The sequence below is a fragment of the Vibrio sp. SCSIO 43133 genome (assembly GCF_023716845.1).
Taxonomy (GTDB): domain Bacteria; phylum Pseudomonadota; class Gammaproteobacteria; order Enterobacterales; family Vibrionaceae; genus Vibrio; species Vibrio mediterranei.
This window is the reverse complement of sequence record NZ_CP068025.1, coordinates 1,910,517-1,936,719: the sequence shown is the minus strand read 5'-3', so window position 1 is coordinate 1,936,719 and position 26,203 is coordinate 1,910,517. Positions and strand designations below refer to the sequence as shown.

The window sequence follows — 26,203 nt, the reverse complement described above, 5'->3', positions numbered from 1 at the left end:
CCCCTTTCCCAATCGAATAAGAATTTTAGAAATTGTCGTTGACCTGTCTATAACTTCACACTTTATAGTGACGACATCACATAAGCTAAGAACAGCGGCTTGATGCTTAAACAAGCGTGGCCAAATAGCAGGTAATTGCATGAAAATCAGAACAGAAACTCACGAAGATACTAAACAGATCCACTCAATAACATATCAAGCATTTGAGAACCACCCACATCACGAACCAGGTGCGAAACCAACAGAACATCTCATTGTCGACGGACTTCGTCGTGACAACGCACTTACTGTTTCTCTTGTGTGCGAAGCCAATAACGAGGTTATCGGTCATATTGCGTTTTCACCAATCCTAATAGATGGTGAAGCTTCAACTTGGGTTGGATTGGGTCCTGTATCTGTCATTCCAGAGCATCAAGGCAAAGGCATAGGCGGAGCGCTGATTCGAGAAGGGGAAGCTCAAATCAAACAACTCGGTTATCAAGGCATTATGTTACTTGGAGACCCAAGTTATTACGGACGCTTTGGTTTCGAATCTCATCCAAACCTAACGTTTGCAGATGTCCCAGCAGAATATTTCTTGGTGAAAGGATTTGAGAATACTATCCCTAAAGGTGAAGTAACCTATCACAAGGCGTTCTTTGAAACGGCATAAGGCATAACAAACAGATAAACCTCTCTGCATATCACAATGCAGAGAGGTTATTCACTATTGTGAGTTTACTGTTGGCACTGTTGAAGGCTACCTAGCATCGCCAGCAACAGCTGACTATATTGGTCTTTACCTACTGCGATATCAGCACCGATAGGATCCATCACACCGATGGTAGTAACAGTAGAGTTTTCAAACACTGAATTTACCAGTTGCGGATTAAACTGAGGTTCCGTAAACACACAAGTCACTCCGAGCTCTTTTACCGTGTTGCGAATTTGAGTAATACGCGCAGGGCTTGGCTTCGATGCGTCCGATACTGATATTGCTCCTGACGCTAACACTCCAAAACGTTGTTCGAAATATTGATAGGCATCGTGGAAAACAATGAATTTAATACCACCCAGATTCTGGGTTTGCTGTTTTATCTCAGAAGTCAGTTGTTGTAAGCGAGAAATCGTCGCTTTTGCGTTCTGCTGATAAATCGATGCATGCTCACTATCAGCTTCAGAGAGTGTTTTAGCGATGGCTTTAACCCAAACCTCGGCATTTTGAGGATCTAACCATACATGTGGGTCATGGCCTTCGTGGTGGTGAGCATGGTGCTCTTCTTGGTGTTTATCATGGTGGTCAGCGTCGTGATGTTCGTGTTCATGTTCATCATGATGAGCCTCATCTCCATGGTGTTCATGCGCCTCAAATGTGGCCCCCTCACGGAAGTCATACAAGGTTGTACCACTCACTTCCATCATCTCAACTTTCTTTGCTGATCCCGCTAAGCTGGATAGTGGTTTTTCGAGCCAAGGGGTCAACCCCTCGCCAACCCAAAATACAACGTTCGCTTCTGAGAGAGCTTTAGCCTCTGATGGACGCAAATGGTATTCATGTGGTGATGACTCGGGACGAATCAATAAGTCAGGCTCACCAACGCCATCCATCACCTGAGACACTAACGAATGCAATGGAGCAATATCCACTGCCACATTAGGTACCTTAGCGTAAGCGTTTGAAGCTACGACCAAACCAACCACCATGCCTGATAAGGCTTTTTTAAACATTTTCTTCTCCCTGTTTTTTTAAGATATAAGATTGGCAACTACAATTGTTATGTTATAACATAACTTTTATTCCAGACGTCTTGCAAGCATCTTTTCTTTATGCACAGGTTTGCAAATCGTCGTTACTTAGTAAGTTGAGAGAAGGTGAATGTTGATTTCATCCCACGGGTTGTCAGTTAAATTTGGCAGCCATTTAATATTGGACAACATAAATATCTCGGTGAGTCAGGGGGAAATAGTCACGATTGTCGGCCCCAATGGGTCAGGTAAATCCACACTATTGAAGACCTTAATAGGCGCAATCTCCCCAATTAGCGGTCACATCGAGCGCAGTGAGAGTTTGAAGATCGGCTACGTGCCCCAGCGTTTACATATTGATGAAACCCTACCTATGACGGTATATCGCTTTCTAACGCTTCCTCTGCGTCATTCCAAATCAAGGATAAAACAAGCCTTGGAGCAAGCTGGTGTTGCTAACTTAGAAACACAGCAACTTCGGTCGCTATCAGGCGGGCAACTACAACGCGTCCTACTGGCTCGAGCACTTCTGGAGCAACCGTCCCTACTGTTACTCGACGAGGCCACTCAAGGACTTGACCAGCGAGGTACTGTCGATTTCTACCAACAAATCGACGCGATCCGCAAACAAACAGGATGTGCTGTCATCATGGTTAGTCACGATCTTCACGTTGTTATGCGAAGAACAGATCGAGTGATCTGTTTAAACGGGCATGTGTGCTGTGAAGGTGTTCCAGAGAAGGTCAGTGCATCACCAGAGTACAAAGCACTATTCGGTTTGGATGATGAAGACGTGTTAGGTGTCTATCGACACCACTCTTCCCCAATCGCTCTCCAAGAAGGAAGACTCAATGTTGGATGATTTTCTCTGGCGAGCGGCCTTAGCAGGAATTGGCGTTACATTAGCCGCCGCGCCATTGGGCTGTTTTATTGTCTGGCGTCGCATGGCCTATTTTGGTGATGCTACCGCTCATGCCTCTATGCTGGGCGTTGCGTTGTCACTAGCATTTTCGCTGCCTATTTTTCCAGGCGTGCTGATTATTGCGCTTCTGATGGCCATAACCGTCTCCACCTTCAGCGGCAGAGGTTACGCCATGGATACCTTACTCGGCGTCATGGCTCATTCGGCATTGGCAATCGGTCTGGTTGCTGTCTCATTTTTATCCGGGATTCGCCTTGATCTGATGGCCTATTTATTCGGCGATATTCTGGCAGTAAGCAAAACCGATTTATTGGTGATTTGGCTGGGTACGTTACTGGTTGTTGGACTGATTGGCTTTCGTTGGTCTGGATTACTGCTCTCCACCTTAAACAAAGATCTCGCGTTAGCAAGTGGCTATTCTCCCAAAAGGGAGCAACTGATTCTCACAATCGCACTCGCTGTCGTCGTTGCAGTCGCCATTAAAGTGGTGGGTGTCTTGCTGATTGTTGCCATGCTGATCATTCCTGCTGCCACCGCCCGCCCATTTAGCCGCACCCCCGAAATCATGGTCGTATTGGCGGCGGTTATTGGAAGCAGTTCCAGCATTGTAGGTCTGCGCACTTCTTATCTAATGGATACGCCTACCGGCCCAACGATCGTTTGTGTCGCCGCTGGGCTATTTCTTGTTTCAAGCTTGGTTTGGAAAGCTACCGTCAAACGTCAAGAGAATGGAGGCTAAGCACTTATGCATAACTACTTAACCAATACAGCCACAGATCTGGGAATATCCCCTCCACTGCCACTGAGCCTGCAACCCAGCGCTCTGACGGGAATTTATCAGCCAGAACACAACATCGCGGTTTGGCATCGCTCACTCTCGACAGAAATGACACAAAGTATAAAGTTGCTGCTTCAAGAGCAGACATCTTTAGCGCTAGTGCAAACTGTCACACCCAGCAACACAGCACATTGGGTAAAGGAGAAGCTGGCTGGTCATGATTGCGCAGAGGCTTTAGGCGAAGACATTGCGCTTATCGTTGATATGTTCTGTTGTCTATTCGATTTAAAGGAGGCGGGCTTACGTCTGACTCGTTTAGATAAACCCATGTGTCCTAAATTTCATGTCGATCATGTCCCCTGTCGACTTGTGACGACTTATCTTGGCAGTGCGACCCAATGGCTAAGTAATAACGACGTTGACCGCCGTAAACTCGGTGCAGGAAGTCATGGTAAGCCCGATCATCTGTCTGGTATTTATCCTAATGAAGCTAGTATCAATCAACTGTCTTCTGGTGACGTTGCGTTGTTAAAAGGCAGTGGATGGGAAGGTAACGAAGCGTTGGGGCTGGTTCATCGCTCACCTGAGGTTCTGCCAAATGAACGAAGGCTGTTACTCACATTAGATATGGTATAGCGATTATGGGTGACATTAACGACATTATTGAGCATGCCGAAAAGCGCTGTAAGATTCGCGGTAAACAACTGACATCTAAACGTAAATTGGTCCTAAAAGCACTAGTTCATGCTGATAAAGCGTTATCCGCCTATGACTTAGTTGATTATTGTAAGACACATTTTGACCAGAATATTCAAGCCATGTCGGTCTATCGTATTTTGGAGTTTCTTGAGAGCGAGCACTTTGCTCATAAGCTCAATGTTTCTAACAAATACATCTTTTGCTCTCACATTCTTTGCGAACATGAGCACGGCGTTCCTCAGTTCCTTATCTGTTCTCAATGCAACAAGATCAGTGAACAAATCATTGATCCTAATGTGGTATCCGGCCTCCAGTCACACGCCAAAAAGGAAGGCTTTACCGTGCTAAGTCCACAATTTGAGATCAGCGGCGTGTGCGACGAATGTGCGAGAAACGACTAATCACCACCATTTAATAGCCTATTTCACTCAAAGGAGTCCCTAATTCCCATGTCTGCCACGCTTATCAAGAACGCGCGCTTAGTCAATGAAGGAAGCATCATTGAGACGGATATTAGAATTGTTGGCCAGCGCATCGAGATGATTGCATCCAATATTAGCAGTAGACCAAGTGACACAATTGTCGATGCTCAAGGAGGCTACATCATTCCTGGGATGATTGATGATCAAGTCCACTTTCGCGAACCGGGCCTTACCCATAAAGGAACGATTGCAAGTGAGTCTCGAGCAGCCGTAGCGGGTGGGATCACCAGCTATATGGAGATGCCAAATGTCAATCCAGCCACAACAACCATTGAAGCATTAGAGCATAAATTTAGCATTGCAGAGCAAAGCTCTTTCGCCAACTACTCATTTTACTTGGGTGCCACCGAAGACAATCTTGAGCAGATAAAGCGGCTTGATCCTCAGAAACATTGTGGCGTGAAGGTCTTTATGGGTGCCTCAACTGGCAATCTATTAGTTGAAGACCCAGCCGCATTGGAGGCTATATTTCGCGACTCACCAGTGCTCATCGTCACTCACTGTGAGAGCGGTGCTGTAATAAAGCAAAACCTACAGAAATTAGCACAAGACAAGTCACCATTGACCATCGACGATCACCCAATACTCCGCGATGAAGAAGCGTGTTTTGCTTCCTCATCCTACGCCGTCGAACTGGCAAAGAAGTATCAAAGTCAGTTGCACGTCCTGCATATCACTACCGCAAAAGAACTGTCTTTGTTTGAGTCTGGTTCAATTAATAAAAAACATATCACCGCCGAAGCGTGTGTTCATCACCTTTGGTTTAGCAACAAAGACTATGAGCGCCTTGGTAATCAAATTAAATGTAATCCTGCTATCAAATACCCAAATGACCGTGATGCCCTGCTTCAAGCTCTGAATACAGGAAAAATCGATATTATCGCTACCGATCATGCACCGCACACTTGGGCAGAAAAACATGTGCCGTACGAGGAAGCTCCAGCTGGACTGCCTTTGGTTCAGCACGCCCTACTCAGCTTACTCGATCAAGTGCATCAGGGTCATATGACTATGACGCAACTGGTTGAGAAAACGGCCCATAACCCAGCGGTCCGTTATGGTGTTCAGCAGCGCGGATTCGTTCGCGAAGGTTACTATGCCGATTTGGTTCTCATCGACCCAGATACGACGACCCTCGTTACTAACGACAATAGCCTGTACCACTGTGGTTGGTCGCCATTTAATGGACACTCTTTCTCTGCGCAAATCAACAAGACTTGGGTAAATGGCAATCTCGTCTATACCAATCAAAAAGTGGTTGAGCAGCCCGTGGGAGCAATGAGATTGGTGTTCAATAATTAGCTCAGACGACTTTTAATCATGCGATACAACGCAATTTTCACTCACTATTGAACAAAGAACACTATGCTAAGAAGAAACCCCAATGGTCATATGCCGCAAGTCTCTGAAACGGCTTTCATCGATCCCACTGCAATTATCTGCGGTAAAGTTATTATCGAAGACAATGTTTTTATTGGTCCTTATGCCGTTATCCGTGCTGATGAAACCAACGAACAGGGCGATATGGAAGCGATAGTCATCAAAAGAGACACCAATATTCAAGACGGTGTCGTTATTCATTCCAAAGCTGGAGCTTCGGTAATCATCGGTGAGCGAACCTCAATTGCGCACCGCTCTATTGTTCACGGACCGTGTGAGGTCGGCAATGATGTATTTATCGGCTTTAATTCCGTTGTGTTTAATGCTGTCATAGGGGAAGGATGCGTGGTACGTCATAACTGTGTGATTGATGGGCTTGACCTCCCTCAGCACTTTCATGTCCCACCTATGACCAATATTGGTGCAGATTTTGATTTAAACAGTATTTCTAAAGTACCACCTGAATATTCAGCCTTTTCCGAGTCGGTGGTTTCAGCTAACCATACGCTAGTTCAAGGCTATAGGAGAATCGCTAATGAACTCTGACAATCAGCCTATAACTGGCGTTCCAACTAACATCATTACTGGTTTTCTCGGTGTTGGAAAAACATCGGCAATTCTTAGTCTGATGAAGGATAAGCCCGAAAATGAGCGTTGGGCCATATTAGTTAACGAGTTCGGAGAAATTGGTATCGACGGTAGTCTGGTACAAGGCCAACACAAAGATAAACAGCAAGTCTTCATTCGTGAAGTCCCGGGGGGATGTATGTGCTGCGCAGCCGGGTTACCCATGCAAATTGCATTAAACCAGTTATTGTCGGAAGCAAGACCCGATCGTCTTTTGATAGAACCTACTGGACTTGGTCACCCTAAAGAGGTGTTAGAAGTCCTTTCTACCGAACACTATCGCCAAGTGCTTTCATTACAAAAAACAGTCACGCTTGTCGATGCTCGTCGTTTGTCCGACTCTCGCTATACTCAACATGACACTTTCAACCAGCAAATATCGATAGCTGACACTATCGTGGGTAACAAGTTCGATCTCTACCAGCAAGGCGATTCTGAAAAATTGACAACCTACGTAGCGAAAGTAGGCCGACCAAATACAAAGGTGATCTTTGCCAAACACGGTGCCATCCCCCTATCGGAGTTTGAAGGGGAGACAAGCATTCATCAACACCCACCTCATCACCACCACCATCATTCCCAAAGCAAGCCGCTAGTGTCTGAGCAAGACCTCCCAGAGAGTGGTTTTCTTAAAGCAGAAAATGAGGGGGAAGGCTTTCAAAGCGTGGGGTGGCGTTTTAGTCCCGATAAAGTATTTAACCGACAGAAACTCATTTTATTATTGGTTGAATTAGACGTTGAGCGCATGAAAGCAGTATTTATTACCGAAGATGGAATATTCGGTTACAACTTAACGTCAGATGGTTTAACAGAAGTCGTCCTCGACGATTATTTTGAAAGCCGAATCGAACTAATTTCAGATACTATTGATGATACGTTTGAAGAACAGCTCTTAAGCTGTTTGCAGGAGTAATCATCTTTGACGATTTATGAACTAAAAAATAGAGCCCGCCAAAAGAGCGAGTATTTATTGGTAGGTTTAGTCGCAGCGTTATTCGTTAACGCTGCTACGGCTCATCCTCACTCTTGGATTGAAATGAAAACACATATCAATGGCCAAGACGGTATCATCACAAGCTTAAGTATGGAGTGGTCTTTCGACGCAATAACCTCTATCTATATGCTTGATGGAGAAGATGTTTCTCCCGCTAAAGAGCAGGAAACGTTGCATAATTTGTCGATGTCAGTCCTCAACAATATGAAAGATGAACATTACTTCACTCACTTTTACGATGGTGAGAAAACAGTAAAGTACGGACTAGCACGCAATGCAAAGATGACCCGTGATAAAGCAAAATTGGTGCTCAGCTTTGAGATTCCCTTTACCAAACCGCTGCCTGTTACTCGCAATTCATTAAAGCTATTAATATATGAGCCGAGTTATTATGTTGATATGGCTTGGCGATCCACTAATGATGTCGTCCTGTCACCAGAGCTAGCCCGCCAATGTCAGGTCAACATCATTGAGCCAAACCCGACTCCAGAGCAAATGAGTTATGCCATGTCTCTCCCTGCTGACGCGGATCCGGATAACACATTGGGTCACCTCTTTACACAAACTGCAAGTATCCATTGTGCCAATGTTTCCGACTCGCAATGACAAACTCAAAGCAAATTGAATCAAACGTTATGAAGCAAAACAAGAACAATGTAACACTCAATCACACCAAAGAAGCACACTTACATTATCGACGTATCTTTGTAACGCTAGTCGTCTCTATACTACTGGTTGTAAGCTTATATCTGTTATGGCAAGCATGGCCGTCACTGGTCGTGATGAGCATTCAATGGCAACGAGAGGTGAACGCACAACTTGCCGATTTGCTATACGATGCTCAAACACAACCTTTGATCGCTGGTGGCTACTTGATTGGCGCCAGTTTTCTTTATGGAATGCTCCATTCCATTGGTCCAGGTCACGGTAAAGTCATCGTGACCACTTATCTGGCAACCCACCCAACCAAAGTTAAAACTAGCTTAGTTTTAACCGTTATTTCTGCGTTGTGTCAGGCACTCGTTGCTATTGTACTCGTGAGCGTCCTCATTTGGGGTTTCAATGCCTCAATGCAGGCCGTCAACCGTGATGCCATGATTTTTGTTTCAATTAGCTTTGCGCTCGTTACTTTATTGGGAGGCATTATTTGCTGGAAGGCCGCAGCGCAGATTTTTAAGCTCTTGCGTTCTCACAACCTCAAGATCCGTAGTCTAGCTCCGCTCTCTTCTCAAAACACGAAACAAAAAACAAAGCTTGAGGTAAATCCTGCCACCTACGCTATCAAGCCCTCACCTATAGTGGCTAAAGCAACAGGTATTCAACATCACCATTCCCATGGCGATAACTGCGGGTGTGGGCATCAGCATGTTGTTAGTGCACAGATGATCAACGAAGCTTCAACATGGAAAGAATACTTAGGCATTGTTGCATCCATAGGTGTTAGACCCTGCAGTGGCGCCATTATGGTCCTGCTTTTCGCAAACGTTGTTGGTCTATATTGGATGGGGGTAATCAGTGCGATTCTGATGGGACTAGGAACGGCTTTAACAACGTCACTGATTGCACTAATGACTCTGTCTGGCAAACATATACTTAAACGGTATCTAGTGGTGGCAAACAGTGAGCACTCCGTTAACTGGAAGCTAACTGGCAGTTATCTAAAGCTGGTTGGTGGCGTTATACTGATGATCATTGGCTTACTTTTCATGGGCGGGCAGGATTACGGAATGTCCCCTGTCTTGTCGAGCTGATCTAGAAAGCTCTAAATAGAAACTATTTAGAGCTTGTTTACTATGATATGCCACCTGTATTGCCTATCCAGAACATATCTCAGCGGGTTTGTGGTCATCGCAGTAGTCGCTAGATAAGATAGAAGCCCATCCTATCGAACTGAAACCGTGTGTTTCTCAGCCAAAGCCATCACGATATTCGAGTCACTGTAGGCACTCTCATTTATAAAGTGTGGGTATACCTCATTGTCGCTCTCCCAATAAATATCATGACCACTGAGAGTGGCCAACAAAGGCTCTCCCTTCCTTAGTACTTCGAAATCTCGCCCACATAGCGTGGGATGTACGACAGCTTCACGCATACCGTCGTTTCCGACTGGTGCTTTGACCTCTTCGGTATAGTAAAAAGCGTCATAATCATTCAGCTCACCAAGTTGCTTCAGGTTGTGCTTTTCTATGTAATCCAAAACCACAGAACACATCGTTTTCATAAGCTCTAACGTACTGTATTTTAGCGAGCTATGAGCTTGACTCCCGACCTCTATCATGACGCCATATTCACTAGCAGTGCAAAGATAGGGCTGATCACTCCAAGATTTCCTGCTTTCAAATAAGATATTTGCCTTAGGTAGACGTTGCTTCACATACGCGCCCATCATTCGATAAAACGGGCTATCCGCAAGTAGAATCAAGGTCGCCCCCATATTACTTGTGGTGTTATGCAGATCAATGATCAGTCGATCACTTGTGTTTGCGTGATGTTCAATAAACTGATTGGCGACTTTCGATTCGTGCGAATTCGAACTCTCAACCTTATTAGATGCAGAGAATTCACGATTTAAGTCAGAATCAATATATCTAATGTTCTGTTTTTGAGCCTCAGGGTTAGCAATGATGGAAGAGGCAGAAAACGTCGAGCGATCAACGGCATAAAGACCTTCTTTAATTAACTTATGTAGATAAATCCCAGAAAGTTCATTGCCATGGGTCCCAGCCACAATCAGGACCTGCTTGAGTTTATCCATTTATCTAATACCTCCAATTAAAATTAATAACATTCCTAAACTAGGGCCGATTGCCTACTAAGTGTGTAAAGGTAAGTCAGGAATAATTGATATGTTATAACATATCAATATAAATATAAAAAAGACTAGGTTTAGATAGGTCAAAAACACAAAAGAGCGGCTGACATGCCGCTCTCTTCTACTGCATTTTTTCTGAGTTATAGACTCCGTTGATGCGCTTCAATTAATGCTAACATTTTGGCTTCAGCCGATTGATTCGCTTGAGCGTAGTCCATCTCTGGTGGAAAATCGCTGATGACCTCATAGTAGCATTTAAGCTTAGGCTCGGTGCCAGATGGACGCACAATGACTCGCGATTGATCCTCAAGCAAATAAATCAGCACATCACTTGCGGGTAAATCGATGGTTTCTGTCGTTCCGTCTGCGAATTGTCGAACGGATGTATTTAGGTCTTCAATCACCTCAATGCGCTTGCCTGCAATCTCTGTCGGTGGGTTGCGACGAAGTTTCTCGCCAATAGGTGGCGACTTAGGATCTAACGCAATACTGCGTTGGGCATTAAAGTAGAAGCCATGTTGACGATAAAGCTCTTCAAGCTTATCCCACAGCGTTTTTCCTTGCGCTTTGAGCTTACCGGTTAACTGTGAAAACGCCACAAGTGCAGAGAGCCCATCTTTATCCCACACTTTATTGCCGACCGTATACCCTAATGCCTCTTCATAAGCGAACAGGAAGGGATGGTCCACGCTCTCTTGAGTCATTGCGACGTTGGTTAGCCATTTAAATCCCGTCAATGTTTGGTAATACTGAGCACTATGCGCCTTGGCAATACTTCTTAGTAGGCGCGACGAAACTATGGTATTCCCCACCAGCGCATTAGGTTGACCCGACAACAAGTAATCGCCAAATAGTGACCCTACTTGATCTCCCGTCAGCATTTGGTACTCATCATCAGGACGTTTAACTGCAACTGCAAAACGATCAGCATCTGGATCGTTGGCACAGGCAATATCTGCACCTACAGACTTGCCGAGCGCCATCACCATATCCATTGCTCCAGCTTCTTCTGGATTTGGGAAGTTAACGGTTGGGAACGCACCGTCCGGTTCTCGCTGCTCAGTTACACTCGCCACTTGGTTAAAGCCTGCGTCTGCTAACAGTGTTTCTGCCATGTCAGCACCGACACCATGCATCGCAGTATAAACAATGGAAATATCCGTATTGCTATCCGGTGTTAGAAGTTCACTTTGGTTTATGGCCTTACGATAGGTTTGATAGTAATCCTCTTCTAACCAAATCAATAACCCCTGTTGTTTCGCTTGGTCTAAGGGTAACAACGTTAGAGGTTGAGTCGCAGCATCGTCAATCTGTGCCGCAATACCAGAGTCATGTGGAGGAATAATCTGCGCCCCGTTTTCCCAATAGACTTTAAATCCATTGTATTCTGGTGGATTATGACTCGCCGTCACTACAACGGCTGCTGCTGCATTCAATTCACGAACACCAAAGGCAACGATAGGCGTTGCTGCAACTTTATAGGTCAGATACACCTTGATACCGAGCGCTGTTAGAACGGACGCGGTATCGTGCGCAAACTGCTTGGAGTCAGAGCGGCCATCATAACCGATCACTACACCTCGCGATGAAGCCTCGCTAACTTGTTCGAGAAGATAATGACCTAACCCAGTCGCAGTTTCTTGAATGACTAAACGATTCATACGATTTGGTCCAGCCCCCACTTTTCCGCGTAAGCCAGCGGTACCGAATGCAAGGCGAGAGCTGAATCGATCTTTCAACTCTCTTTCATCGTTCGAGTCCACCAGCTGCTGCAATTCGTGTTTAGTAATTGGATCAGGATCGCGTGCTAACCATTGAGAAATTTGTTCAGTCATAGTGATGTTTCCTTAATTGAGGCAACCTGATGGAGAGGGATATCTTTCAGGTTCTCATTTGTCTATTTAATAATAGTAAATGACTCTCAATATCATTAAAGAGAGAGCAACCGATAAAATGAACTCCAATTTGATAACAAGCTAGAACAGTAATGATAGGTAAACCAACACTTACCTACCAATGGACAGGGTGACTATGCCTCTTCAGGGTCTATATCGAACGACGCATCAATCAACTTCTGGGTATAGTCGCTCTTTGGATGATAGAAGATTTCATCTGTGGTGCCTTGCTCCATAATCTCACCCTTTTGCATTACCAGAACGCGGTCAGATAGCGCTTTAACCACGCTCAAATCATGGCTGATGAACAAGAAACCGATGTTATGTTTCTTCTGAATGTCTTTAAGAAGGTCTATGACGGTAAGCTGTACCGAGCGATCCAATGCTGAAGTAGGTTCATCAAGCAAGATAAATGATGGCTCAAGAATGAGTGCTCGGGCAATAGCAATACGTTGTCGCTGCCCGCCTGAAAACTCATGGGGATAACGGTTGATACTGTGAGGGTCAAGCCTAACTTCTTCTAAGGCAGTCCGTGCACGCTGCATGCGTTCGGCTTTTGACAAATTGGGATGATGAACCGTAAGGCCTTCTGTAATGATGTCGCCTACGGTCATTCGTGGCGAGAGCGACCCATAGGGATCTTGAAACACCATTTGAATGTCTTTTTTAAGGGCAAATCGAGCTTTAGCCGTCAGTTTGTCCACGTCTTGACCTTTGAACTTCACAGTCCCAGTGCATGGTAGCAACCCGATCAGTGCACGTCCTAAAGTCGATTTACCCGACCCTGACTCCCCTACAATACCCAAGGTTTCACCCTGCTTGAGCTGCAACGAAATCCCTTTAACCGCTTCAAAATACTGATTACGCTGTTGTATAAAGCTCGATTTAATCAAGAATTTCACTCGAATATCGTCAGCTTCTAGCAAAGTAGGGGCGGTTTCTTCTACTTCCTCTTTTTGTCCCTTAGGTACAGAATCGAGTAGCATCTTGGTGTAATCGTGCTGGGGTGATGAAAACAGCGCTTGGCATTCGCCTTGTTCGACAATATCCCCCTTACACATCACTATCACTCGGTCTGCCAAGTGTTTGACCACACCCAAGTCATGAGTAATAAACAGAATCGCTGTTCCAAGCTTAGCTTGGATTTCTTTGATGAGATTAAGTACTTCAGCTTGAACCGTTACATCAAGTGCAGTGGTTGGTTCATCAGCGATCAAAATGTCAGGCTCATTAATCAAGGCCATAGAAATCATAATGCGTTGCAGCTGGCCACCAGAAAACTCGTGAGGGTACTTAAAGTAAGCCGTTTCTGGTTCTGGCAAATGCACCAAATCAAACAGCTCCAAAACGCGTTTCTTGGCTTGTTGACCACTCACCTTTCTATGGCACATCAAAGCTTCCGCAACTTGAATGCCCACCTTCATATAAGGGTTGAGTGAAGTCATCGGTTCTTGGAAGATCATTCCGATACGGTCACCACGAATCTTTTGCATCGCCTTATCATCCATTTTCAGTAGCGAGTGGCCGTTAAATGCGATGTTTGAATCCGCGTGAATAATCGCATTGTTAGGCAGAATCTGCATCAGCGCGTTGGTTGATACAGATTTACCGCTTCCTGATTCACCCACAATAGCTAATGTTTCACCCGCAAAAAGATCGAAGTTGACTTGTTTCACTGCATCAACAATACCGTCATTGGTGGTAAAGCTTACGGAAAGATCGCGGACAGTTAGAATAGGGTCTTGAGACATAATGCTTCCTTGCTCATTCGAATTAGTAATGTGAGTTTGGTGTCGGGTTGGTGTGTGGATTCAAGACCGCAATACTATGATGCGATCGGCTAAGCTCATTGAATTTTCGAGTCCACTCAGCACTGTGTTGAGAAGCGCAGAAGGCTTCCATATGGCTGAGCACAAGATCCGTACTCTCTTCAATCGCCGCATAAACGATCTTGATAAGTTGAGTTTGCTCTAGTGACAAAAATTGCAGTAATGCATAACAGCGATTGAGTGTCTCAAACGCTTGCTGTGGCTCACCAATACTATTGAGGATACTTGATTGATAGATAGACGCGTCTCGTAATCCTGTCACCAAGAAAACGAACTGACATGGGCGAGTTTGTTTACATTCAAGTGCATGATAGACATGCGAAGGCAAGCTATCTAACACTTGTGAAAACAAGTGTTTTGCCTCAGGCCAACTGCCTTGTTTTAGTAATTTCTCTGCATTTACAAAACGAGACCAGCACTGTTGAATTTCCATTGGGTGAGCCTTTTTAAAACGATAGTTGCCTATTAAAATTCAAACCAAATGCGAATGCAAGTAATTATCATTTGACTAATGACTTCACTATTCGAAATTAATGAATACTAAATTCAAAATAAAGCCAATTATCAAATTTAATTAAATGAATACAATGAGCAGACAATAAACATCAGCCACTCAGGACATTCAACATGAGCAAGTTATTTGAGCAAACAGAGATTAAAGGTCTAGGACTTCAAAATCGTATCGCGATGGCACCAATGACTCGAGCACGCACTAGTCAGCCGGGCAATATTCCTAATGATATGATGGCCACCTACTACCAACAAAGAGCCACCGCTGGATTGATCATTTCCGAAGCGACGCAGATTTCCGATGACTCTCAAGGTTACTCTTTCACTCCAGGTGTTTATAGCGATGAACAGGTGGCTGGCTGGAGCAAAGTGACGCAAGCTGTGCACAGTGAAGGCTCAAAAATGTTCTGCCAACTTTGGCATGTGGGCCGAGTATCCCACCCAACGTTCCAAAACGGTGAAAAGCCAATGGCCCCCTCTGCTCTAGCACCAGTAGAAACTCAAGTATGGATTGCAGACGAAAACGGCAATGGCAACATGATAGATTGTGTCGAGCCACGCGAAATGACCAAAGACGACATTCAGCGTGTGGTTAACGATTTTGCCACCGCTGCAAAGCGTGCTGTAGAGGCCGGGTTTGATGGTGTCGAAATTCACGGTGGCAATGGCTACCTTATCGACCAGTTCCTTCGCACCAACTCCAATAAACGTGCCGACGAGTATGGCGGTACACGCGAAAATCGTATTCGTTTCTTACTTGAGGTTGTGGATGCAGTTGTCAGCGCGATAGGTGCTCACAAAGTCGGCGTCCGATTAGCACCATTCATAACTTTTAAAGATATGAATTGCCCAGACATCGTACCGACCATTCTTGACGCAGCGACAGAATTACAACAACGTGATATCGCTTACTTACATTTATCTGAAGCGGATTGGGATGACGCGCCTGAAATTCCTGAAGCATTTCGTATCGAGCTTCGCAAACGTTTCGACAACTGCATCATTGTTGCCGGCGGTTACACTCAGCAAAATGCAGAGGCCGTACTAGCTAAAAACTATGCCGATATTGTCGCCTTTGGTCGCCCGTTTGTGTCTAACCCAGACTTGGTCTCTCGCTTACAACACGACAAACCACTAGCGGAACTCGATGGCGCTACTCTGTTTGGTGGCAATGACAAAGGTTATACCGATTATCCAACAATGCCATAACGGTCAGGCCCGCATTTTGTGCGGGCTTTTTTGTCACCAAATTCCTACATCAATCCTGCTTTTCTTCTTTTTAATCATATATTAACCCGTCACAACCCTTCATTTGCACAAAATATGACCTCGCTCAAAAATATATGCATCATTAGGAGTATTTTAGGAACGTTCATATTTCAGGAGTGAAAAACATGACGGCTTCAAAAATGTTTGTAAGGGATTTTCTGGGATTACTATTAATCGTCTGCACTGTGCTTGCAGGATTGTGCGTTTTACTTTGCCTACTTGCATTGTTTGCATACGTAAACCACGAAACGATTCTCGCCTCTGACTTCTTCCACGAATCGTTCTACCTCATCGCTTTCTTTATTCCACCCTACTTCATAGCAAGACACATCAACCGTGCAGAGACAGTCACTGCCGTTGAGCAATATTTGTTGATGAAGAGTAAAAGCGAGCAACTTCCACACTAATACGCTTTAAGGGTAATCTTCAATTCATCCTGACCATTACCCTTATTCAACCGCAATCGACGTATTCAGTTACGTACTTCACTGAGCAATTAGACGTTTCTTGTCGCTATCTTTCTCTGTTAACTACCGCCCTCAACACCATTAACTCGTCTGACGAATGATGCCCGGTAGTGGAATCTTATTTTCAGCTAAGCACCAATATCCAAAGCTTAAAAAGTTACATTAATGTCACCAGCTGCTCTTTGTCTCTATCACAAAGCTGAAAGCATTACCTGTTCAAACTGCGGTGAAAATAGGGCTATTACGTTGTTAGACTCGGTCAGCTTAACTAATGAATAAAAATAAACCATTGTTATTAAAAGATTTATATAGTTATCCGCCCCTACCAAAAACAGAGCCAGCGCTTGTCGTAACAAATACATTTAATGCATCTAATACATAAACAATTCTTAAACATATGCACAATAAACATATATTGAATGCAAACCTTTCATTTTACTCATAAAAATTATCCATAGTATTTTTGAGGGAAAGTCATCTGATGATGTTTTTCTTATATGAAAAATACTTTGAGCAATGCATTCGGCTCTTGAGGAGTTTTTCATATAAGAATTAATCAGTATAAGGAATATTAACTAATGACAAAGTTAATCGAAGAGATAACGCTTGGGCTGTCCAAGGCCACGCTTAAAAACCGCATTGTCATGGCACCAATGACCATTCAATCTGCATTTTTTGATGGTGGAGTGACTCAAGAAATGGTGGATTACTATGCCTCTCGTTCTGGAGATGCAGGGGCTATTATCGTGGAAAGCGCATTTGTCGAAAATTACGGCCGTGCATTCCCTGGGGCTCTGGGTATCAACCACGACAGTAAAATTGCTGGCCTCGAAAAATTGGCAACGGCAATTAAAGCTAAAGGTTCGAAGGCTATTTTACAAATTTATCATGCTGGACGCATGGCAAATGGTGAATTCAATGGCGGCCACCAACCGATCTCTGCCAGTCCTGTTGCCGCTCTGCGCGATAACGCAGAGACCCCACTCGAGATGACCGAAGAGCAAATTGTTGGCATGATCGACCATTTTGGTGACGCAGTTAATCGTGCCATTCTTGCCGGCTTTGATGGCGTTGAAATCCATGGCGCCAACACTTACCTTATCCAACAATTCTTCTCTCCACATTCCAACCGACGCACTGATAAGTGGGGTGGTGATATTGAGAAACGCACCACATTCCCGCTCGCTATTTTAGAGAAGGCGAAACAGGTAGCCACATCTCACCAAATGCCTGGGTTCATTATTGGCTACCGTTTTTCTCCTGAAGAGATTGAAGAGCCGGGAATCCGTTTTGAAGAGACCATGTTCCTTCTTGATAAACTCGCTCAAAGCGGCCTTGATTACTTCCATTTTTCAATGGGTAACTACGCTCGAAACTCTATTGTTAATCCAGAAGACAAAGAACCGCTTATCCGCAAATTCCATGCGTTGAAGTCTGAAGATGTTGCTAAAGTCCCAGTTATCGGTGTCGGTGGCATTGCTCAGCGTCAAGATGCGGATACTGCGCTTGAGTATGGTTATGACATGGTTAGTATCGGTAAAGGTTTCCTTGTCGAACCAACATGGGCAAAGAAAGCAATCAATGACGAAGTCTGCGCTGAATTTGCTGATATCGCTCAACAACAAGCATTAATGATCCCAACACCATTGTGGGAGATCATGGATTACATGATCATCGACAGCGCAGCCGAAGCATTAAAACACCAACGTATCAAAGAGCTTCAAAGCGTCGAGATCAAGTTCGAACCCGGCGAATACACAGCGTATGGTTATGGCCATAACGGTCAACTTCCAGTCACGGTTAGTTTCTCTGAAGACAGAATTCTTGATATCGCCGTAGATTCCTCAAAAGAGTCAGACGGTATCGCCAACCCTGCTTTTGAACGTATTCCTCAGCAGATACTCGATGGTCAAACACTGAATATCGATGTTATCTCCGGCGCTACTGTCAGTAGCCAAGCTGTTCTTGATGGTGTGTCCAATGCCGTGGATCTCGCTGGGGGCAATTCAGAGGCACTACGTTGTAAAGCACGCGAAGCAGTTGAGTGGTCAACAGAAGTCATCGAAGACACCGTAGATGTGGTGGTAGTCGGTGGTGGTGGTGCAGGTTTGAGCGCAGCGCTTACCGCATTAGATAATCATCAATCAGTGATAGTACTTGAGAAGTTCCCAGCGATCGGTGGTAACACAGTTCGTACAGGTGGTTGGGTTAACGCTGCAGAGCCAAAATGGCAAAAAGCATTCCCAGCTCTTGCCGGGGAAGCAGACTATCTAAAAGCACTTGCTGACACACCAGAGTCTGAGATTGCGCCAGAATATCTCGCGGACTTCCGCATGTTGAAAGATCAGTTAGCAAACTATTTCTTAGATGTAGACGCTGGTAACCACTATCTGTTCGACTCAACAGAACTGCACTTGATTCAGACTTATCTTGGCGGCAAACGCACTAACTTAGATGGTGAATCAATCTACGGCCAATACGATCTTGTACATACACTGACTAGCCGAGCGATGGAATCGATCAACTGGCTAACAGAGAAAGGCATCGATTTTAACCGTGGTATGGTCGACATTGCGGTTGGTGCGCTATGGCGTCGCGCCCACAAACCAAATCGCCCTAAAGGTGTTGAGTTTGTTGAAAAACTGCAAAAGCACATTGTCGCTCAAGGTGGTCGTATTATCACTGATACACGTGCAGACGATCTGATTATTGAGAACGGTCAAGTCGTGGGTATTAATGCCACTCATTCAAACGGCACGAAATACAAACTAACCACGAAGCAAGGTGTAGTAATGGCATCTGGCGGATTTGGTGCCAACACTAAGATGCTTCAGAAGTACAATAACTACTGGAACGAAATCGCCGATGACATCAAGACAACTAACTCTCCAGCGCTTGTGGGTGATGGTATTGCCATTGGTGAAAACGCTGGAGCAGAATTAGTCGGTATGGAGTATATCCAGCTGATGCCAATTGGCGACCCTAAGTCAGGTGCATTGCTTACAGGCTTGATTGTTCCACCAGAAAACTTTGTCTTTGTTAATCAACAAGGCAAGCGCTTTGTCAACGAATGTGAAAGCCGTGATGTGCTGTCTAACTCATTCTTCGATAATGGCGGTGTGATTTACATGATTGCGGATGAAGAGATTCGTAAAACAGCGGCAAACACAACCGACGAGACTATCGAACGAGAAATTGAAGAAGGTATTATCATTAAAGCTGACACAATTGAAGAGTTAGCACAGAAGATCAATGTTCCGACTGCTGAACTTAGCGAAACCATTCGCTTGTATAACTCCTACGTTGATAATGGACGTGACCCAGAGTTCCAAAAAGGTGCACTTGGTCTTAAGGTCGAGCAGGCGCCTTTCTACGCGACGCCTAGAAAACCATCTGTACACCATACGATGGGCGGTCTCAAGATCGACACTGACGCTCGTGTGTTAAATAAACAGGGAGCACCAATTCCTGGGCTATATGCCGCTGGTGAAGTAACGGGTGGTATTCACGCTGGTAACCGCCTCGGCGGTAACGCCTTAATTGATATATTCACTTACGGCCGAATCGCAGGTCAAAACGTTTCTATGAGAAACTCGTAAACAAAAGGGAAGCCTCTGGCTTCCCTACTTTTATTCCTGTTCGGAGACACATTATGCCTAGCTATAAAACTCGCTTTCAAATGATGGGGACCTTCATTGATCTTGTTATTCATCATCACAATGGCGGGCAGTTGCTAAAGGACTGTTATCTCCAACTCCAAGAATTCGCCCAGCGCTTTACCGTGAATCAGTCTCATTCGGAGCTGATGAACGTCAATCACAATGCAGGTATACGCCCGGTGCGTGTCAAAGCTGATTTATATGAACTGTTGAAAACTGCCACCGCTGTGAGCCTTGATAACGCCAATCCTTTTAACATCGCCATTGGGCCGTTAATCAAAACGTGGCGTATTGGTTTTAAGGACGCGACCCTACCCTCCGATTCTGAGCTTGCATCAAAGCTTGAACTTGTGAATCCCTCACACATTGTGTTTGATGACATCTATCAAACGGTATTCTTAACCAAAGTAGGTATGCAAATTGATTTAGGCGCCATCGCCAAAGGCTATTTTGCTGACAGGATAAAGCAGTATTTGGTTAGCCAAGAGGTAGAGTCCGGCTATATCAGCTTGGGAGGGAACGTATTAACCATAGGGCATGCACCAGATAGCAAAGAAAAAGCCTGGACGGTCGGAATTCAGGACCCATTTAGCCCAAGGGGCCAAGTTTGCCGAATCGTACCGCTTAACGACAAGTCCGTCGTCACATCTGGCATCAATGAACGCTTCTTTGAACACAAAGGGGTACGATATCACCATTTACTCGATGCACAGAGCGGCAAGCCCATCGTGACTGATATCGCGAGCGTGACGATTATTTCCAAGTTGTCTGTCGATGGTGAAATTTGGAGCACGGCAGGTTTCCTGACTTCGGTTGATGACGCATTAGCTTACTTGAATCAACAACAGCACGTTGAAGCCATCGTCATTTCCAATCAAGGTCACGTACATATCACTCACGGACTTGTCGACAACGGCCATACGATTCTCGAAAAGTGAGACTATTAGCCCAAGTCGCTCACCCTGCGCAACCTCACTCCAGCAAACGTTTGCAATTCATCTAGAACTCACTATTATTCGCGCTAATTAAAAACAATAATTAAGAGCTACTATGAATATCAAGCAAACGTTACTCGCCACGACGATCGCTGGCTTAAGTACTTTTTCACATGCTGCCCAAAAAGTCGATCTGATGATCACCGACGCTCTCGTGCTTACAATGAACCAAGAGAAGACCGTGTACCAAAACGGCACTGTGGTTATCGATGACAACAAGATTGTCGCCGTAGGCGACGAAGCGCTAGCTGAACAATATAAAGCCAAACAAACACTTGATGTTGATGGTGATATCGTGATGCCCGGACTAATCAACACCCATACTCATGTATCAATGAGCGTGTTCCGCTCTCTTGCCGATGATGTGCCAGATCGCTTACACCGTTATATTTTCCCGCTTGAAGCTAAATTGGTGTCTCGTGATATGGTTCGTATCGGAGCAAACCTTGGTAACGTTGAGATGGTGAAAGGTGGTGTTACCACGTACGCTGATATGTACTACTTTGAAGATGAAGTGGCAAAAACCGTTGATGAAATCGGTATGCGTGCAGTGTTGGGCGAAACCGTGATTAAATTCCCAGTAGCAGATGCTGCCAATGCTGATGAAGGCATCAAATACGCTTTGAACTTTATTGAAGAGTATAAAGACCACCCTCGTATTACCCCAGCGTTTGCCCCTCATGGTCCTTATACCAATACGACAGAAACACTACAGAAAATTGCTAAGCTATCACTGGAGCACGACGTGCCCGTCATGATCCATCTTGCTGAATCTCATCGAGAACAAGAGAAGATCGCAGAACGTTCCAATGGCATGTCTCCCGTTCAATACATGCACAGTATCGGCGCGCTCAATAAAAACCTTGTTGGTGCTCACATGATTTTGGTCGATGACGAAGACATCAAGTTGGTGAAAGAGTCTGATATGGGTGTGGCACACAATATGAGTGCAAATATCAAATCGGCGAAAGGTGTATCTCCGGCGCTCAAAATGTATGACCAAGGTGTACGTATTGGCTTAGGTACTGATGGCCCAATGTCTGGTAACACACTAAGTACTATTGACGAGTTCAATCAAGTGGCTAAGGTCCACAAGCTAGTCAACAAAGACCGAGCAGCGATGCCTCCAATCAAAGTTATCGACATGGCGACCATGGGCGCCGCACGTGCACTGCACATGGAAGATAAAATTGGCTCATTAGAGGCTGGTAAGTTGGCAGATATCATCGTCATTGATACCAAAGCGCCAAACATGGTTCCGGTTTACAACCCTTATTCGGCGTTAGTTTACTCAGCGAACTCCGCTAACGTTAAACACACTATCGTCGATGGTAAAATCATCATGAAAGACCGCGACATGCTAACCGTAGATGAAGATAAGATTCGAGAGGAAGCATTAGCGTTCACGGAAGTGGTTCGCAAGACCGTCGTTGAAGCTGGCGAAGTAGTTCAGTAGATATCTAATTCACCGTTAGAAAAACGCTTGGTATTAGCCAAGCGTTTTTGTTTGGAAGTTACCTGAAGCTATCGAGCAACCAATAGCTAACCGGATTATCCGGACATTGATACGGACCACATTCAATAAAGGTCGACAGCACATTAATAGCTACCGCCACGATAGCCAAAATACAGACGACTCGACCAAACATACTCATTTGGTAGTGGTCATCACTCCAGTCTTTATTCCAAAGTACCAATAACAATGCAACTCCCGCGATAGTCATAGCAAAAATCACAAAAGCCCACGTGTAATAGTGCATTCCCAAAACCGGGCTACCAAAACCCGGGGTTCCCGGAATGACATGCAGTGAAACCTGCCTAAGTGCTGTCGCCGCACCAAATAGAGCCCCCACTAAAATGACACCATAGTGACGCTGCTCCGTGCCATACACAATATTGAGCAGGAATCCAAACATGACCATTACAAAACCAATCCGTTGCAATAAGCAAAGTGGGCATGGCAGTTCATTCCACGCCACCTGTAAAACTGATCCCATGAGCAAAACAAAGGTAATTCCAAGTAATCCTAGAGTATTCAGCAAAGTGATGTGCTTCTGATTCATAAGTAGTCACCTCCGCTATAACAAGATCGATAACGTATCGGTTGCATGGTGATGAAACCAATATAGACCTAGCACAACTGAGACTCCGAAAAATGCGTAACCCACCTCTTTCTTACCAATGAACGCGCTAACCATGGCGATCAAAAGCAATAAGAAAATTAAACTCATCATAAGCGACTTACCTTATTGTTTTATAGAGTATTATCCTTCCGATAACATGAGTTTAAGTATAGAAAGAGTTGCATAGGTTGCAAAAAATGAGGTGTGGGAAATCTGCAGACTTAGATTGTACAAATCAATTGAATGCTCTTTATTAGGCTATTTCGCGCCCTTGTTAAAACATGGAAAAAGCTATCATACTAGCTCCCCAATACCGTCAGCGGTCTTTTCCCATCGCAGGCTCCTTTCTCAAGATCATATAACGGACTAGTACCGTGACTGCTCCAACGGTGGTCTTCTCTCGATAGCTTGCGATATTGTGTGGGCGTGACTCCGATATAGGTTTGAAATGTCTCGTAAAAGCGGCTACTTGAGTTAAAGCCGACGGTAAGTGAGATATCTAATATGGTTCGGTCTGTATCACTAAGCAAGGCTCGGGCATGGTTAATGCGCATGGCGGTGATGTACTGCTTAATGGTCATCTGCATGGTGCGTTGGAACACGTTCATTGCGTAGTTGGTATGCAAACCAATGTGTTCAGCGATATCTTTGATCGTCAGAGGTTGATTGTGGTGCGTTGCTATGTATTCCAACATCTGACTGACGTAAAACTGAGAGTGTTTAGATACCCCTTTAGGTGTTGACTTGTCCTGCTTATTAATAAGTAATTGCTGCCAACCATCAAGGCAAATCCGCTTTAACATCAAGCCTATTTCATCCACAGCAAGCTGCTGGCGGCTTTCCGATGGATGGTTCATTTCTTCTGCCCAACGGGCAATTTCAAACTCACTAATCAGCGAACATGAGTTGGATTGAATTACGCTACCGTGAGTGATTTGATTGACGAGATCTCGGCTCAATGTCCAAGACATAAAGTGATGGATAGGTATATTTATGATTCCCATATTGTGGCTGTGACCCGGGTCAGTCAAGCGATGTGGCACCGATGCCCAGAACAATCCGATCGCACCGCTTTTTACAACAATGGGGCTGCCGTTAATGATGTACTCCACATCATCACCGAACGGAATATTAACTTCAATTTGGCCATGCCAATGGTATCCCGGCATCGAATGTGGCGGTCTCAATTCAATATCAATTTTCTCATACGACGAATAGAGCGACAGCGGACTGACCGATACCGTTTCTGATGAGTATTTGTCTTGGGTGACAACTTTCAGCGCATCTGGGTCATATTGTTTCATCTATCACTCCTTAGGAAATCGTACAAACCTGTTTTAGCAAATCGTGCAATTTAAAACTCTGAACAGGATCATATAGCCAAACTACCCCAATAAGTAAGATTCAAGTTATGTGATTAAAGTCAGTGCGTTACATGAAATTCGCTAGTATTTTCACAATCTTTATCCGCAAAAATGACAATATTGTCCCATTTCCTAAGATTTTTATTTGGCTCATTAGAAATATGAGAAAACAGGATACTCATTGTTATATCTGAGACGAATCTACTCTTGCCACAGGTGTACCTTAGCTTCATCGAAACAGAACTTTGAGAGATAAAGGATTCGACTATGAAAAGCCCCAAAATCACATTCATCGGTGCTGGCTCCACCATTTTTGTTAAGAACATCCTTGGTGACGTTTTCCACAAGCCCGCATTAAAACAAGCGCAGATTGCGCTGATGGATATTGATGAACTGCGTTTAGAAGAATCTCACCTTGTCGTGAGCAAACTTATGGAGTCCTCTGGTGCGACCGGTACCATCACTTGTCATCTAGACCAAAAAGAAGCACTCAAAGATGCTGACTTTGTGGTTATCGCATTCCAAATTGGCGGTTATGAGCCATGTACGGTGACAGACTTTGAAGTGTGTAAGCGTCATGGTTTAGAGCAAACCATCGCTGATACTTTAGGCCCTGGTGGAATCATGCGCTCGCTGCGCACCATTCCTCATCTATGGAGTGTGTGTGAAGACATGACAGAAGTTTGTCCAAACGCCACCATGCTTAACTACGTCAATCCAATGGCGATGAATACTTGGGCAATGTATGAAAAGTATCCGCATATTAAGCAAGTGGGTCTTTGCCATTCGGTGCAAGGCACGGCTGAAGAGATAGCTCGTGATTTGGACCTTGATTATGCTGACCTTCGCTACACCTGTGCAGGTATCAACCACATGGCTTATTACCTCACACTAGAGAAGAAAAATGAGCAAGGCGAGTATGTTGATATCTACCCTGATCTACTCGAAGCTTTTGAAAGTGGTAAAGCGCCTAAGCCGGGTCTTCACCACAATGGACGCTGTACCAACCTCGTACGCTATGAAATGTTCAAAAAGCTTGGCTACTTTGTCACTGAATCTTCAGAACATTTTTCTGAATACACGCCATATTTTATCAAACCAAATCGCCCTGATTTGATAGAACGTTATAAAGTGCCACTAGATGAATATCCGAAACGCTGTGTAGAACAAATTGCAGACTGGAAAAAAGACCTTCAAGAATTCAAAAACGCCGACCAAATTACGGTTCAAGAATCACATGAATACGCCAGTACTATCATGAACTCAATTTGGACAGGAACTCCAAGCGTCATCTACGGCAACGTCAAGAACGAAGCATTGATCGACAACTTACCTCAGGGTTGCTGTGTAGAAGTCGCCTGCTTAGTTGACGCCAACGGTGTTCAACCAATCAAGGCGGGTCGATTACCCAATCATTTAGCCGCGTTGATGCAAACCAACATTAATGTTCAAACACTGTTAACTGAAGCGATTCTCACCGAAAACCGCGAGCGCATCTACCACGCTGCCATGCTTGACCCTCATACCGCTGCCGTACTTGGGTTAGAGGAAATATATGCACTGGTTGATGACCTCATCGACGCTCATGAAGGCTGGCTGCCTGAGTGGGTAAATCAGTAAATCAATACCAATAAAAACAATAACGTGAATATTTAACGCCTTCTCTATGGGAA

24 protein-coding genes are annotated in these 26,203 nt (G+C 44.7%); 16 read left to right on the top strand and 8 right to left on the bottom strand.

Annotated elements, in window-relative coordinates:
• The first annotated feature begins 139 nt into the window (after window positions 1-139).
• Entirely contained in the window at window positions 140-652 is a 513-nt protein-coding gene (locus JKJ11_RS25565) for a GNAT family N-acetyltransferase (RefSeq protein ID WP_252039553.1), read from the top strand.
• Between the two features lie 65 nt (window positions 653-717).
• Here JKJ11_RS25565 and JKJ11_RS25560 read toward each other — a convergent pair whose 3' ends face one another.
• A complete protein-coding gene (locus JKJ11_RS25560) occupies window positions 718-1,707 on the bottom strand; it encodes a zinc ABC transporter substrate-binding protein (RefSeq protein WP_252039552.1) in 990 nt (329 codons plus the stop codon).
• A gap of 148 nt (window positions 1,708-1,855) precedes the next feature.
• On the opposite strand from JKJ11_RS25560, the gene JKJ11_RS25555 reads away from it, so the two are divergent.
• The 9 genes from JKJ11_RS25555 (at window position 1,856) to JKJ11_RS25515 (ending at window position 9,358) form a co-directional block, all read left to right on the top strand.
• Window positions 1,856-2,587 carry an ATP-binding cassette domain-containing protein gene (locus JKJ11_RS25555; RefSeq protein ID WP_006069237.1) on the top strand — a complete coding sequence of 244 codons (732 nt, stop codon included), beginning with the start codon at window positions 1,856-1,858 and terminating at the stop codon, window positions 2,585-2,587.
• Window positions 2,577-3,386 (top strand): metal ABC transporter permease, encoded by an 810-nt coding sequence (locus JKJ11_RS25550; RefSeq protein WP_107305992.1) that lies wholly within the window; start codon window positions 2,577-2,579, stop codon window positions 3,384-3,386. The genes JKJ11_RS25555 and JKJ11_RS25550 overlap by 11 nt, the downstream gene beginning before the upstream one ends.
• Window positions 3,387-3,392: 6 nt before the next feature.
• Window positions 3,393-4,061 (top strand): DUF1826 domain-containing protein, encoded by a 669-nt coding sequence (locus JKJ11_RS25545; protein WP_252039551.1) that lies wholly within the window; start codon window positions 3,393-3,395, stop codon window positions 4,059-4,061.
• Between the two features lie 5 nt (window positions 4,062-4,066).
• Window positions 4,067-4,525, top strand: coding sequence for a Fur family transcriptional regulator (locus tag JKJ11_RS25540; protein ID WP_031493159.1), 459 nt, complete (start codon window positions 4,067-4,069; stop codon window positions 4,523-4,525).
• A gap of 48 nt (window positions 4,526-4,573) precedes the next feature.
• Complete coding sequence (locus tag JKJ11_RS25535; protein ID WP_252039550.1) at window positions 4,574-5,908, top strand: dihydroorotase; 1,335 nt, start codon at window positions 4,574-4,576, stop codon at window positions 5,906-5,908.
• Window positions 5,909-5,971: 63 nt separating this feature from the next.
• Window positions 5,972-6,532, top strand: a complete 561-nt coding sequence (locus tag JKJ11_RS25530; protein ID WP_006069242.1) for an LbetaH domain-containing protein — start codon at window positions 5,972-5,974, stop codon at window positions 6,530-6,532.
• Window positions 6,522-7,526, top strand: a complete 1,005-nt coding sequence (locus JKJ11_RS25525; protein WP_252039549.1) for a CobW family GTP-binding protein — start codon at window positions 6,522-6,524, stop codon at window positions 7,524-7,526. The genes JKJ11_RS25530 and JKJ11_RS25525 overlap by 11 nt, the downstream gene beginning before the upstream one ends.
• A gap of 57 nt (window positions 7,527-7,583) precedes the next feature.
• Window positions 7,584-8,213, top strand: coding sequence for a DUF1007 family protein (locus JKJ11_RS25520; protein ID WP_286036765.1), 630 nt, complete (start codon window positions 7,584-7,586; stop codon window positions 8,211-8,213).
• Window positions 8,210-9,358, top strand: coding sequence for a nickel/cobalt transporter (locus tag JKJ11_RS25515; protein WP_252039548.1), 1,149 nt, complete (start codon window positions 8,210-8,212; stop codon window positions 9,356-9,358). The genes JKJ11_RS25520 and JKJ11_RS25515 overlap by 4 nt, the downstream gene beginning before the upstream one ends.
• A 131-nt stretch (window positions 9,359-9,489) precedes the next feature.
• Here the strand turns inward: JKJ11_RS25515 and JKJ11_RS25510 are convergent, their stop codons facing one another.
• The 4 genes from JKJ11_RS25510 to JKJ11_RS25495 form a co-directional block, all read right to left on the bottom strand.
• Window positions 9,490-10,362, bottom strand: coding sequence for an aspartoacylase (locus JKJ11_RS25510; protein ID WP_252039547.1), 873 nt, complete (start codon window positions 10,360-10,362; stop codon window positions 9,490-9,492).
• Between the two features lie 197 nt (window positions 10,363-10,559).
• The gene (locus tag JKJ11_RS25505; RefSeq protein ID WP_252039546.1) at window positions 10,560-12,254 is read right to left on the bottom strand and encodes a phospho-sugar mutase; all 1,695 of its coding nucleotides are present in this window, start codon (window positions 12,252-12,254) and stop codon (window positions 10,560-10,562) included.
• Window positions 12,255-12,448: 194 nt separating this feature from the next.
• A complete protein-coding gene (locus JKJ11_RS25500) occupies window positions 12,449-14,065 on the bottom strand; it encodes an ABC transporter ATP-binding protein (RefSeq protein WP_252039545.1) in 1,617 nt (538 codons plus the stop codon).
• A gap of 22 nt (window positions 14,066-14,087) precedes the next feature.
• A complete protein-coding gene (locus tag JKJ11_RS25495; RefSeq protein WP_006069249.1) occupies window positions 14,088-14,576 on the bottom strand; it encodes a hypothetical protein in 489 nt (162 codons plus the stop codon).
• A 194-nt stretch (window positions 14,577-14,770) separates the two neighbouring features.
• Between JKJ11_RS25495 and JKJ11_RS25490 the strand changes: the two genes are divergently transcribed.
• The 5 genes from JKJ11_RS25490 to JKJ11_RS25470 all read left to right on the top strand — a co-directional run bounded on the left by JKJ11_RS25490 (window position 14,771) and on the right by JKJ11_RS25470 (window position 22,499).
• Window positions 14,771-15,862 carry an alkene reductase gene (locus JKJ11_RS25490; protein WP_252039544.1) on the top strand — a complete coding sequence of 364 codons (1,092 nt, stop codon included), beginning with the start codon at window positions 14,771-14,773 and terminating at the stop codon, window positions 15,860-15,862.
• 185 nt (window positions 15,863-16,047) lie between these two features.
• Window positions 16,048-16,329 (top strand): hypothetical protein, encoded by a 282-nt coding sequence (locus tag JKJ11_RS25485; protein ID WP_038226228.1) that lies wholly within the window; start codon window positions 16,048-16,050, stop codon window positions 16,327-16,329.
• A gap of 638 nt (window positions 16,330-16,967) precedes the next feature.
• Entirely contained in the window at window positions 16,968-19,988 is a 3,021-nt protein-coding gene (locus JKJ11_RS25480; RefSeq protein ID WP_252039543.1) for an NADH-dependent flavin oxidoreductase, read from the top strand.
• A gap of 53 nt (window positions 19,989-20,041) precedes the next feature.
• The gene (locus JKJ11_RS25475) at window positions 20,042-20,986 is read left to right on the top strand and encodes an FAD:protein FMN transferase (protein WP_252039542.1); all 945 of its coding nucleotides are present in this window, start codon (window positions 20,042-20,044) and stop codon (window positions 20,984-20,986) included.
• Between the two features lie 112 nt (window positions 20,987-21,098).
• A complete protein-coding gene (locus JKJ11_RS25470) occupies window positions 21,099-22,499 on the top strand; it encodes an amidohydrolase (RefSeq protein ID WP_252039541.1) in 1,401 nt (466 codons plus the stop codon).
• Between the two features lie 58 nt (window positions 22,500-22,557).
• Here JKJ11_RS25470 and JKJ11_RS25465 read toward each other — a convergent pair whose 3' ends face one another.
• From JKJ11_RS25465 to melR, 3 genes are all read right to left on the bottom strand, one after another.
• Window positions 22,558-23,106, bottom strand: a complete 549-nt coding sequence (locus JKJ11_RS25465; RefSeq protein ID WP_252039540.1) for a disulfide bond formation protein B — start codon at window positions 23,104-23,106, stop codon at window positions 22,558-22,560.
• Window positions 23,107-23,121: 15 nt separating this feature from the next.
• Window positions 23,122-23,277 (bottom strand): DUF5993 family protein, encoded by a 156-nt coding sequence (locus JKJ11_RS25460; RefSeq protein ID WP_006069256.1) that lies wholly within the window; start codon window positions 23,275-23,277, stop codon window positions 23,122-23,124.
• A gap of 188 nt (window positions 23,278-23,465) precedes the next feature.
• Entirely contained in the window at window positions 23,466-24,470 is a 1,005-nt protein-coding gene (melR, locus tag JKJ11_RS25455) for a transcriptional regulator MelR (RefSeq protein ID WP_038226208.1), read from the bottom strand.
• Between the two features lie 327 nt (window positions 24,471-24,797).
• On the opposite strand from melR, the gene JKJ11_RS25450 reads away from it, so the two are divergent.
• Complete coding sequence (locus JKJ11_RS25450; RefSeq protein ID WP_240206341.1) at window positions 24,798-26,150, top strand: alpha-glucosidase/alpha-galactosidase; 1,353 nt, start codon at window positions 24,798-24,800, stop codon at window positions 26,148-26,150.
• The last annotated feature ends 53 nt before the right edge of the window (window positions 26,151-26,203 follow it).